Consider the following 11270-nt stretch of genomic DNA (forward strand, 5'->3'; position numbering starts at 1 on the left):
CTCGTCGTTGCCTTCGAAGCCGCCGGCGGCCAGCAGCACGCCCAGGCGGGTGCGGATGGCGCGGCGCTCACCGCCGGTCTCGACGATCGCGCCGGTGACCCGACCGCCGGAGAGCACGAGTTCGACCAGGGCGGTGTCGCGGCGCAGCGATGCGGTCGGGTACCGGCCGATGGCCTTGAGGAATCGGGCGATCAGGGCGCGGCCCCCGATGTAGTAGTCGGAGGGAGGTTCGGCGCCGAGCCGATCGGTGTCCAGCGGCCCGCGGATCGATTCCCGGAATTCGGGGGCGGCGGCGACCGCCAGTGGTTTGGCCGCGATGTGGCGCTGGCCGTCGAGACGCGCCTTGGGGGCCTTGCCGTAGTAGTCGGGCCAGGGCAACGGCACGAACTTCAGGTTCGGGTCGGCCTCCAGGTACTCGATCAGCGCAGCCCCGCCGCGGACAAAGGTTTCCTGCAGTTCGCGCGGGGTGCGGTCGCCGACCACGGCGTGGTAGTAGGTGAGCGCGTCCTCGATGGTGTCGTCGGTGCCGGCACGGACCAGCACCGGATTGCACGGGAACCAGACGCCGCCCCCGCCGGAGTAGGCCGTGGTGCCACCGAATTTCGCGGTGGCCTCGACCACGAGCACGTCGAGGCCTTCGCGCGCCGCGGTGTACGCACCGGTGACGCCGCCGCCACCCGATCCCGCGACCAGCACATCGCATTCGGCTGCCCAGTCGGCCACGCGATCACGTTACCGACCCAAACCGCCCGCGCGGGCTTGATGCGGCCGCCACTCTTACCGCCGCTAAGCTCGACACCCATGACGAGCGTTACCGACCACACTGCGGAGCCCGCTGCGGATCACACCATCGACATCCACACCACCGCGGGCAAGCTGGCCGAACTGCACAAGCGCCGGGAGGAGTCGCTGCACCCGGTGGGTGAAGCGGCCGTCGAGAAGGTGCACGCCAAGGGCAAGCTGACCGCCCGCGAGCGCATCCTCGCCCTGCTGGACGAGGACTCGTTCGTCGAGCTCGACGCGCTGGCCAAGCACCGCAGCAAGAACTTCGGTCTGGAAAACAACCGCCCGCTCGGCGACGGCGTGATCACCGGCTACGGCACCATCGACGGCCGCGACGTGTGCATCTTCAGCCAGGACGCCACGGTGTTCGGCGGCAGCCTCGGCGAGGTGTACGGCGAGAAGATCGTCAAGGTGCAGGAACTGGCGATCAAGACCGGGCGTCCGCTGATCGGCATCAACGACGGGGCCGGCGCGCGGATCCAAGAGGGCGTCGTGTCGCTCGGCCTGTACAGCAAGATCTTCCGCAACAACATCCTGGCCTCCGGCGTCATCCCGCAGATCTCGCTGATCATGGGCGCCGCCGCCGGCGGGCACGTGTACTCCCCCGCCCTGACCGACTTCGTGGTCATGGTCGACCAGACCAGCCAGATGTTCATCACCGGGCCCGACGTCATCAAGACGGTCACCGGCGAGGACGTCACCATGGAGGAGCTCGGCGGCGCCCACACCCACATGGCCAAGTCGGGCACCTTGCACTACGTCGCCTCCGGCGAGCAGGACGCCTTCGACTGGGTTCGCGACCTGCTGAGCTACCTGCCGCCCAACAACGCCACCGACCCGCCCCGCTACCAAGCGGAGGCGCCAGCGGTGCCTATTGAAGACAACCTCACCGACGAGGACCTCGAGCTCGACACGCTGATCCCCGATTCGCCCAACCAGCCCTACGACATGCACGAGGTGATCACCCGGATCCTCGACGACGACGAATTCCTCGAGGTCCAGGGCGGTTACGCGCAGAACATCGTCGTCGGGTTCGGCCGCATCGAGGGCCGGCCGGTCGGAATCGTGGCCAACCAGCCCACGCAGTTCGCCGGCTGCCTGGACATCAACGCCTCGGAGAAGGCGGCCCGGTTCGTGCGCACCTGCGACTGCTTCAACATCCCGATCATCATGCTGGTCGACGTGCCGGGCTTCCTGCCGGGCACCGGCCAGGAATACAACGGGATCATCCGGCGCGGCGCCAAGCTGCTGTTCGCCTACGGCGAGGCCACCGTCCCCAAGATCACCGTCATCACCCGCAAGGCCTACGGCGGCGCCTACTGCGTCATGGGCTCCAAGGACATGGGCTGCGACGTCAACATCGCCTGGCCGTCGGCGCAGATCGCCGTGATGGGGGCCTCCGGCGCCGTCGGATTCGTCTATCGCCAGCAGCTCAAGGAGGCGGCCAAGGAGGGCAAGGACGTCGACGCGCTGCGCCTGGAATTGCAGCAGGAGTACGAGGACACCCTGGTCAACCCGTACGTCGCCGCCGAGCGGGGATACGTCGACGCGGTCATCCCGCCATCGCACACCCGCGGTTACATCGCCACGGCGCTGCGCCTGCTGGAACGAAAGATCGCCCACCTGCCCCCCAAGAAGCACGGGAACATTCCGCTGTGAGAGCGAGCGGAACGAGCGTAGTGAGTGAGGACGCTGTGACCGACGAAACCCAGCAACCGCACGAGCCGCACATCCAGATCCTCAAGGGTGAACCCACCGTCGAGGAGGTGGCCGCGCTGGTCGCGGTGTTGGGTTGCGCCGGCGGCGCGCCGGAGCCCGAACAGCCCGAGCAGACCCGCTGGGGTCTGCCGGTCGACCGGCTGCGTTTCGCGATGTCCAACTACCAGCGGCTGACCATGCAGCAAATGACCCACATGAGGCATTGACCCGCCTGGTGCTGGCGTCGGCCTCCACCGGCCGGCTCAAAGTGCTGCGCCAGGCGGGCGTCGATCCGCTGGTCGTGGTCTCCGGCGTCGACGAGGACGCGGTCGCGGCCGCGCTGGGGCCCGATGCGTCGCCGCCCGATGTGGTGTGTGCGCTGGCCCAAGCCAAGGCCGAACAGGTGGCCGGCGGGCTGGACGGCGACGTCGCGGCCGATTGCGTTGTCGTTGGCTGTGATTCGATGCTGTTCATCGACGACCGGCTCTGCGGCAAGCCCGGGTCGCCCGACGCCGCGCTGCGCCAGTGGCGCCTGATGGCCGGGCGGTCCGGCGGCCTTTACACCGGGCACTGCCTGCTGCGCGTCAGCGACGGCGCGATAACCCATCGTGAAGTCGAATCATCGTGCACCACAGTTCATTTCGCTGAACCGACCGATGAGGAGCTGCGCGCCTACGTCGCCGACGGCGAACCGTGGCATGTGGCGGGCGGATTCACGCTCGACGGCCTGGGCGGCTGGTTCGTCGACGGAATCGACGGGGACCCGTCGAACGTGATCGGCGTGAGCCTGCCGCTGCTGCGGCGCCTGTTGGGGCGGGCCGGGCTGTCGGTGGCCGCGCTGTGGGCGGGCCACTAACCCCGAGCGTCGACGGGTGGGGCCAATCCGGCCGAAGTCACGACAACACGTCGACGTTGGTGACGAAATGTCGGGATGAGTAGGCTCGACAACGTGGCATTACCCCCCGATCCAAACCCGACATTGTCGTCCTACGCCCACCCCGAGCGACTGGTCACCGCCGACTGGCTCTCCGCCCACCAGGGCGCCCCCGGCCTGGCGATCGTCGAATCCGACGAGGACGTGTTGCTCTACGACGTGGGACATATCCCCGGCGCGGTCAAAATCGACTGGCACACCGACCTCAACGACCCCCGGGTCCGCGACTACATCGACGGTGCGCAGTTCGCGGAGTTGATGGACCGCAAGGGCATCGCCCGCGACGACACCGTGGTGATCTACGGCGACAAGAGCAACTGGTGGGCGGCCTATGCGCTGTGGGTGTTCACGTTGTTCGGCCACCCGGATGTGCGCCTGCTCAACGGCGGTCGTGACCTGTGGCTGGCCGAACGCCGGGAGACCACGTTGGACGTCCCCACCAAGACGTCCACCGGCTACCCCGTGGTCACGCGCAACGACGAGCCCATCCGCGCCTTCAAAGACGACGTGCTGGGGATTCTCGGCAGCCAGCCGCTGATCGACGTGCGCTCACCGGACGAGTACACGGGCAAGCGCACCCACATGCCCGAGTACCCCGAGGAGGGTGTGCTGCGCGGCGGACACATTCCCACCGCCCGATCGATCCCGTGGGGCAAGGCGGCCGACGAGAGTGGCCGATTCCGCAGCCGCGAGGAGCTCGAAGAGCTCTACGGCTTCCTGGAGCCCGACGACAAGACGGTCGTGTACTGCCGCATCGGCGAACGGTCCAGCCACACGTGGTTCGTCCTGACGCACCTGCTGGGCAAGCCCGGCGTGCGCAATTACGACGGATCGTGGACCGAGTGGGGCAACACCGTGCGCACGCCGATCGTCGCGGGCTCGGAGCCCGGGCAGGCGCCGAGGGCCGTTTCCGCCTGATGGCTGCGCGATGACTGTCAGCCTGCCCACTCCCCTGGCCGAGGTGGTGTCCGACTTCGCCGAGGTCGAGGGCCAGGACAAGCTGAAGCTGCTGCTGGAATTCGCCGACGAGCTGCCGGACCTGCCGCCCGAGTTGGAACAGCGGGCCATGGAGCCGGTGCCCGAGTGCCAGACCCCGCTGTTCTTGCACGTCGACGCCAGCGACCCGAATCGGGTGCGGTTGCACTTCAGCGCGCCCGCCGAATCACCGACCACCCGGGGGTTCGCGTCGATCCTGGCGATCGGTCTCGACGAGCAGCCCGCCGCCGACATCCTGGCGGTGCCCGAGGATTTTTACGATGACCTCGGGCTGGCCGCGCTGATCAGCCCGCTGCGGTTGCGCGGCCTCTCGGCGATGCTCGCCCGCATCAAGCGCAGGCTGCGCGAGTCGTCCCGATAAACCCGGACCGCCTCGTCGGCCGCACGGCGCGGCGCTTAGACTTCCCGAGAACTCGTTGTAAGAAATTCTCTTAGAGAAGCACGCAGAAATACGTCTGCGACAGATGCCATACAGGAGGCGCAGTGGCCACTCACGCCAGCTCGAGGATCTCCAAAGTGCTCGTCGCCAACCGCGGCGAGATCGCTGTTCGGGTGATCCGCGCGGCCCGCGATGCGGGCCTGTCCAGCGTGGCGGTGTACGCCGAGCCCGACGCCGAGGCGCCCCACGTGCGTCTGGCCGACGAGGCCTTCGCCTTGGGCGGTCAGACCTCCGCGGAGTCCTACCTGGACTTCGGCAAGCTCCTCGACGCGGCGGCCAAGTCCGGTGCCAACGCGATCCACCCCGGTTACGGATTCTTGTCGGAGAACGCCGATTTCGCCCAGGCGGTCCTCGACGCGGGCCTGATCTGGATCGGCCCCAGCCCGCAGTCCATCCGCGACCTCGGTGACAAGGTCACCGCCCGCCACATCGCCGCCCGCGCCCAGGCCCCGCTGGTGCCCGGCACTCCCGACCCGGTCAAGGACGCCGACGAGGTGGTGGCCTTCGCCAAGGAGTACGGCGTGCCGATCGCGATCAAGGCGGCCTTCGGCGGCGGCGGCCGGGGCATGAAGGTGGCCCGCACCATCGAAGAGATTCCCGAGCTGTTCGAGTCGGCCACCCGTGAGGCCGTCGCGGCGTTCGGCCGCGGCGAGTGCTTCGTCGAGCGCTACCTGGACAAGCCGCGCCACGTGGAGGCGCAGGTCATCGCCGACGAGCACGGCAACGTCATCGTCGCCGGCACCCGCGACTGCTCGCTGCAGCGCCGGTTCCAGAAGCTGGTGGAAGAGGCGCCGGCGCCGTTCCTGAGCGACGCGCAGCGCAAAGAGATCCACGAGTCGGCCAAGCGGATCTGCAAAGAGGCCCACTACCACGGCGCCGGGACGGTCGAATACCTGGTCGGTCAGGACGGCCTGATCTCGTTCCTGGAGGTCAACACGCGGCTTCAGGTCGAGCACCCGGTCACCGAGGAGACCGCCGGCATCGACCTGGTCCTGCAGCAGTTCAAGATCGCCAACGGCGAGAAGCTGGACATCACCGAGGACCCCACCCCGCGCGGGCACGCCATCGAGTTCCGGATCAACGGCGAGGACGCCGGGCGCGGCTTTTTGCCCGCACCCGGCCCGGTCACGCGTTACGACATCCCCACCGGGCCCGGTGTCCGGCTGGACTCCGGTGTCGAGGCCGGTTCGGTGATCGGCGGCCAGTTCGACTCCATGCTGTCCAAGCTGATCGTGTACGGCGCCACCCGTGAGGAGGCGCTGGCCCGCTCCCGCCGGGCCCTGGACGAATTCCACGTCGAGGGGCTCGCCACGGTCATCCCGTTCCACCGCGCCGTGGTGCGTGACCCGGCGTTCATCGGGGACACCGACGGCTTCTCGGTGCATACCCGCTGGATCGAGACCGAGTGGGACAACACCATCGAACCGTTCACCGGCGGCGAGCCGCTCGACGAAGACGACGCCCGGCCCCGCCAGAAGGTGGTCGTGGAGGTCGGCGGCCGCCGGCTCGAGGTGTCGCTGCCCGGTGATCTGGCGCTGGCAAACGGTGCCGGCGGCGGCGAGGCGGGGGTCATCCGCAAGAAGCCCAAGGCGCGCAAGCGTGGGGCGCACGCGGGTGCGGCCGCCTCCGGCGACGCGGTCACCGCGCCCATGCAGGGCACCGTGGTCAAGGTCGCGGTCGAGGAGGGCCAGGAGGTTGCCACGGGCGACCTGGTGGTGGTCCTCGAGGCGATGAAGATGGAGAACCCGGTCACCGCGCACAAGGACGGGGTGATCACCGGGCTCGCGGTCGAGGCCGGCGCGGCCATCACGCAGGGCACGGTGCTGGCCGAGATCAAGTAGCGGTCCCCGGGAGTTCACAGACGACGTTGTCGCCCCTGGCGACCGCGGGTAGGGTGACGGGCAAGGTTGAGTTCACAGCCGCCCGGGATACGTCGATGACGTGGGGGTAGGCGAAATTCCCCGTTTCTTCGAACTTTTTGCAGTCGGCTGACGTATTCCACAGCAGCAACCTCCTCAACAGGATGGAGTCAGCATGTCTGTGGCCCAATCTTGGCAACAAAGCCGCACGGCGCAGTTCACCGCCCGGTGGGGCCCGGCGGGCACGCTGATCACGGTCGACGGTGAGCTCGACGCGGCCAACGCCGATCAGCTCGCCGCGTACGTGCAACAGAGCGTCCATCGCTCCCGGCGGGTGATCCTCGACCTGCGCGGCCTGAAATTCATTGGCACCGCCGGCTTTTCGGTGCTGCACCGGATCAACGTGGTGTGCTCGGCCGCCCAGGTGTCGTGGGCCATGGCGCCGAGCCCGGCGGTGGCCAGGTTGCTGCGTGTCTGCGACCCGGACGGCACGCTGCCGGTGACGACGCAACGGGCCGAGCCGCTGCTGGAGCCGCTGTGGGTCGACGAAAGCCAAACCCCCCGGCCGCTACTGCAACTGGTCCCGCAGCCGCGTTAGCGACTTCGCCAGCAGTCGAGACACGTGCATCTGTGAGATGCCGACCCGCTCGGCGATCTGCGTTTGCGTCATCGACTCGAAGAACCTCAGCACCAACACGGTTCGTTCCCGCTCGGGCAACGCCTCGAGCAACGGGCGTAGCGATTCCTGATCCTCGATCCGGTCCAGGCCGGTGTCCACATCGCCCAGGGTGTCGGCGATCGCGCGAGCTTCCTCCTCCTCGCCCCCGCCGCCGCTGTCGATCGACAGGGTGTTGTAGGAGCTGCCGGCGACCAGACCCTCGACCACCTCTTCGCGGTCCATCTCGAGCTCCGCGGCGAGCTCGGTCGCGGTGGGTGCGCGTCCCAACCGTTGCGACAAGTCGGCGGTGGCGGTGCCGAGCCGCAGGTGCAGTTCCTTCAGTCGCCGCGGCACCTTGACCGACCAGCTGTTGTCGCGGAAGTGCCGGCGGACCTCGCCCATGATCGTGGGCACCGCGAAGGAAACGAAGTCGGAGCCGGCGTCGACGTCGAAGCGGACCACCGCGTTGACCAACCCGACGCGCGCCACCTGGACGAGGTCGTCACGTGGTTCCCCGCGGCCCTCGAAGCGACGCGCGATGTGGTCGGCCAGCGGCAGGCAGCGCTCGACGATCTTGTCCCGTTGGCGCTGGACTTCGATGGAGTCGGGCGCGACGGTGGCCAACTCACGGAACATGTCCGGAACATCGGCGTATTCGTTCGGACGCGAGACCGAACCGCCGGCGGCTCGCCGTGTCACCTGCTGGAGGCCGCCCGTCGCGCCGTCAGTGTGATGCCGAAAACACTGCCGGTTTCATTGGGTTCGCGACCATCGTGAAAAGTCTGGACGTCGTCGGCCAAAGACGTCAGGACATGCCAACTGAAGCTGCCGGGCGCCACCACGTCGTGGGTGTCGCATGCCGCGGAGGCCTCCACCACCAATTGGTCGTCCTGCGGATCGACCACGACGCTCAGCGTCGCGTCGGGGGTGGCCGAGCGAATCAAGCGGGTGCACACTTCATCGACCGCGAGCCGCAGGTCCGCGACCGCGTCGAAATCCAGGTCCTCGAAGGTGCCGATCGCACCGACCAGGGTGCGCAGCATCGCGAGGTTCTCCAGCCGCGCCGCGACGTGAAGTTCGACGGCGCGATGGCCGCGTGGACGTTTATCAGCGTGCATTCCAGCATCGTTCATATGGTCTCCCGGCAATGTTTGACTGACACTACTACTGCTCCGCAGCCCGTCATGGACCGTGCGTTCGAGCCGGTTAGTCATGATCGCCGCCGGGTATTCGGCCCGCTATGGACGGGCCTGACGCGACCGATACAGACCGGACGCGCCGGCCTAGGCGCATCGCGGTAATCGCCGGGGTCACGCTGATCCTTTTGCTGGTCGTCGCCGTAGGCATTTATATCGGTGTGTTCGTGATTCTGTCCCCCATGATGGGATGACCACGCAAACGCAACCGTTCCGGCACTCATCATGGTGCACACCTGATACCCACTCGACGCCGCCCGTAACCTCGCATTCGCGTTTCCGGCCCAAATCTCACCGGGGACTACGTCGTCGCACGTCACCCGGGAAAAGCGGAGATTGAACGTTGTTGCGGGGGGCAGGGCCCTAACTGGCGGGCCGTTGTCGGCGCACCTCGGGATGTTCGGAGTACCAGCGATCCGCGATCCTGCGTACCCGGCGGTGCTCCACCGCCAGCCAGACCAGCCCCAGCACCGCGGCGATGACGGCGGTGACGCCCGCGGTCATGCCCTCGTGGTGGTGTCCGGTCGCGAAGGCGGCGAGGCTCCCGCAGGAGCCGATCACGCCGGCGACCACCAACAGATAACCCGGCCAGTGCAAGACGTCGATCAGCGACTCACCGGCGAGCGGCCGCGTTGTCCTGAGATGGTCGACGGGGTCGTGAAAGGTGTCTCCCATGGCTGCTCCTCACCGCACCATCAACGTTAGATCGCGGGGAGGCAAACCTAAAGGGCCAGCACCGGACCGGCGATCGGGGCAACGCCGATGGCGACCATCAGCGCCATGACGGTCAGCAAAAACCAGCCCGCCCCCTGCCATCCCCACCAGGTCCCCCGCGCCTTCCACACGCGGTAGGTGCGCACGAACGCCCAAAGCCCGGCGGCCAGCGCGATCATCGGGCCCCCGAACGCCAACAGGGTGCGCTGCGGCGCGCCACATGCCACCGTGTCGACGCCCACCCCCGGGCAGGTGCTCACCCACACCGCGGCGATCACCAGGAAGCCGACGGCGGCGGCCGTCGCCGCGACGGCAAACCGGACGGCGGCGAGCACCTCGCGGTCTTCCTGCCCCAGGCGATCACCGCCTGGTCGCTCGCCTGCTTTCTGCATCGTCCCTCACCTCCCCGGATTGCGGCCCGCCTGGCCCCGCTTGTAGTTCATCGCTCGCGGCGTCGCTTTGGTTACGCGCGATGACGTTGTTCGACGACTCTCGCGGCAGGCGGCTCTAAGAGATACCCCCTGACGAACCCTGGCAAACGGGTTCGGCGTCAGGTTATGCCGTCAGGGCAGGGTCCTCAGAGCGCCGCGAATGGCCCGCATCGCCGCGTCGATCTCCCCGCGCGAGACGGTCAGCGCCGGACGGAACCGGACGCCGTCATGACCCGAGGGCAGCACGATCACCGCGCGTTGCCATAGCCGGCGGACCAACTCGTCGCGGTCGGCGGTGGTGGGCAGGCTGAACGCACACATCAGGCCGCGGCCGCGGGGATGCAGGACGACGCCGGGGAACTCGCCGGCGAGTTCGTCGAGACAGCCCAGCAGGTAGGCACCCTGCGCGGCGGCGTGGTCGAACAGTTCGTCGGTCTCGATCACTTCCAGGATGCGGCGGGCGCGCACCATGTCGGCCAGGTTGCCGCCCCACGTCGAGTTCAGCCGGGCGGGCACCGCGAACACGTTGTCGGCGACCTCGTCGACCCGGCGGCCCGCCATGATGCCGCACACTTGAGTCTTCTTGCCGAACGCGACCACGTCGGGTTGCACGCCGAATTGCCGGTAGGCCCACGCGGTTCCGGTCAAGCCGCAGCCGGTCTGCACCTCGTCGAAGATCAGCAGCGCGTCGTGTTCGTCGCACAGCGCGCGCATCGCCGCGAAGAACTCGGGCCGGAAGTGCCGGTCACCGCCTTCCCCCTGGATGGGTTCGGCCACAAAGCAGGCGATGTCGTGCGGATGGGCGTCGAAGGCCGCCCGGGCCTGGACCAGCGACGCGGCCTCGAGCGCCGCCACATCGGCTCCCGGCCGGAGGTAGGGGGCGTCGATGCGCGGCCAGTCGAACGTGGGGAAGCGATCCACGGTGACCGGATTGGTGTTGGTCAGCGACAGCGTGTAGCCGCTGCGGCCGTGGAATGCGCCGCGCAGGTGCAGCACCCGGGTGCCCAGCGCGGGGTCGATACCGTGCGCCTCGTTGAACCGGCTCTTCCAGTCGAACGCCACCTTGAGCGCGTTCTCCACCGCGAGCGCCCCGCCGTCGACGAAAAACAGATGGGGCAGAGCCGGGTCGCCCAGCACCCGGGCGAACGTCTCGACGAAGCGAGCCATCGCGACCGAGTACACGTCGGAATTGCTGGGCTTGTTCAGCGCGGCCGTCAGGAGCTCCACCCGGAATTCTTCGTCGTCGGCCAGCGCCGGATGGTTCATCCCCAGCGCCGAGGAGGCAAAGAACGTGAACATGTCGAGGTAGCGCCGGCCGTCCCGGGCGTCGTAGAGGTAGGACCCGGCCGAGCGGGCCAGATCGAGCACGAAGTCGAAGCCGTCGACCAGCATGCTGCGCGCCAGCACGTCGTGGACACGGTCGGGATCCGTGCGCCGATCGGCGCGAGCGAAGCGTTCCAGGGCGGCCGTCATGGACTCATAATACGTGTTATTTACGGTAAAATGACACTATTACAGGATACTTTACGGTACATGTTGCCGATCTTCGTAAAAGGTATTCA

13 protein-coding genes are annotated in these 11270 nt (G+C 68.0%); 7 read left to right on the top strand and 6 right to left on the bottom strand.

Going from position 1 to position 11270, the window contains the following annotated elements; translation table 11 throughout:
- Window positions 1-723: FAD-binding protein (locus Q0W90_RS19605; protein WP_297776052.1), on the bottom strand; the 723-nt coding region annotated here is incomplete at its 3' end.
- Between the two features lie 78 nt (window positions 724-801).
- Between Q0W90_RS19605 and Q0W90_RS19610 the strand changes: the two genes are divergently transcribed.
- The 7 genes from Q0W90_RS19610 to Q0W90_RS19640 all read left to right on the top strand — a co-directional run bounded on the left by Q0W90_RS19610 (window position 802) and on the right by Q0W90_RS19640 (window position 7307).
- On the top strand, window positions 802-2442 hold the full coding sequence (locus Q0W90_RS19610) for an acyl-CoA carboxylase subunit beta (protein ID WP_297697348.1): 1641 nt from the start codon (window positions 802-804) through the stop codon (window positions 2440-2442).
- 20 nt (window positions 2443-2462) lie between these two features.
- On the top strand, window positions 2463-2708 hold the full coding sequence (locus Q0W90_RS19615; RefSeq protein WP_297602107.1) for an acyl-CoA carboxylase subunit epsilon: 246 nt from the start codon (window positions 2463-2465) through the stop codon (window positions 2706-2708).
- Window positions 2705-3337 carry a nucleoside triphosphate pyrophosphatase gene (locus Q0W90_RS19620; protein WP_297776055.1) on the top strand — a complete coding sequence of 211 codons (633 nt, stop codon included), beginning with the start codon at window positions 2705-2707 and terminating at the stop codon, window positions 3335-3337. The genes Q0W90_RS19615 and Q0W90_RS19620 overlap by 4 nt, the downstream gene beginning before the upstream one ends.
- A gap of 93 nt (window positions 3338-3430) precedes the next feature.
- Complete coding sequence (locus Q0W90_RS19625; protein ID WP_297602110.1) at window positions 3431-4333, top strand: sulfurtransferase; 903 nt, start codon at window positions 3431-3433, stop codon at window positions 4331-4333.
- Between the two features lie 10 nt (window positions 4334-4343).
- Window positions 4344-4772 (top strand): SufE family protein, encoded by a 429-nt coding sequence (locus tag Q0W90_RS19630; RefSeq protein WP_297602112.1) that lies wholly within the window; start codon window positions 4344-4346, stop codon window positions 4770-4772.
- A gap of 122 nt (window positions 4773-4894) precedes the next feature.
- Window positions 4895-6691, top strand: coding sequence for an acetyl/propionyl/methylcrotonyl-CoA carboxylase subunit alpha (locus tag Q0W90_RS19635; protein WP_297697349.1), 1797 nt, complete (start codon window positions 4895-4897; stop codon window positions 6689-6691).
- 193 nt (window positions 6692-6884) lie between these two features.
- Window positions 6885-7307, top strand: a complete 423-nt coding sequence (locus Q0W90_RS19640) for an STAS domain-containing protein (protein ID WP_297595772.1) — start codon at window positions 6885-6887, stop codon at window positions 7305-7307.
- Here the strand turns inward: Q0W90_RS19640 and Q0W90_RS19645 are convergent.
- The 5 genes from Q0W90_RS19645 to lat all read right to left on the bottom strand — a co-directional run bounded on the left by Q0W90_RS19645 (window position 7278) and on the right by lat (window position 11181).
- Window positions 7278-8066, bottom strand: coding sequence for an RNA polymerase sigma factor SigF (locus Q0W90_RS19645; protein ID WP_297595773.1), 789 nt, complete (start codon window positions 8064-8066; stop codon window positions 7278-7280). The genes Q0W90_RS19640 and Q0W90_RS19645 overlap by 30 nt on opposite strands.
- Window positions 8063-8500, bottom strand: a complete 438-nt coding sequence (locus tag Q0W90_RS19650; protein ID WP_297697378.1) for an ATP-binding protein — start codon at window positions 8498-8500, stop codon at window positions 8063-8065. The genes Q0W90_RS19645 and Q0W90_RS19650 overlap by 4 nt, the downstream gene beginning before the upstream one ends.
- A gap of 426 nt (window positions 8501-8926) precedes the next feature.
- Window positions 8927-9238 carry a protein UsfY gene (gene usfY, locus Q0W90_RS19655; RefSeq protein ID WP_297595775.1) on the bottom strand — a complete coding sequence of 104 codons (312 nt, stop codon included), beginning with the start codon at window positions 9236-9238 and terminating at the stop codon, window positions 8927-8929.
- A gap of 47 nt (window positions 9239-9285) precedes the next feature.
- The gene (locus tag Q0W90_RS19660; RefSeq protein WP_297595776.1) at window positions 9286-9669 is read right to left on the bottom strand and encodes a hypothetical protein; all 384 of its coding nucleotides are present in this window, start codon (window positions 9667-9669) and stop codon (window positions 9286-9288) included.
- Between the two features lie 171 nt (window positions 9670-9840).
- Window positions 9841-11181, bottom strand: a complete 1341-nt coding sequence (lat, locus tag Q0W90_RS19665; protein ID WP_297776060.1) for an L-lysine 6-transaminase — start codon at window positions 11179-11181, stop codon at window positions 9841-9843.
- Window positions 11182-11270: the final 89 nt, after the last annotated feature.

This window comes from Mycobacterium sp. (assembly GCF_025933915.1).
Lineage (GTDB): Bacteria > Actinomycetota > Actinomycetes > Mycobacteriales > Mycobacteriaceae > Mycobacterium.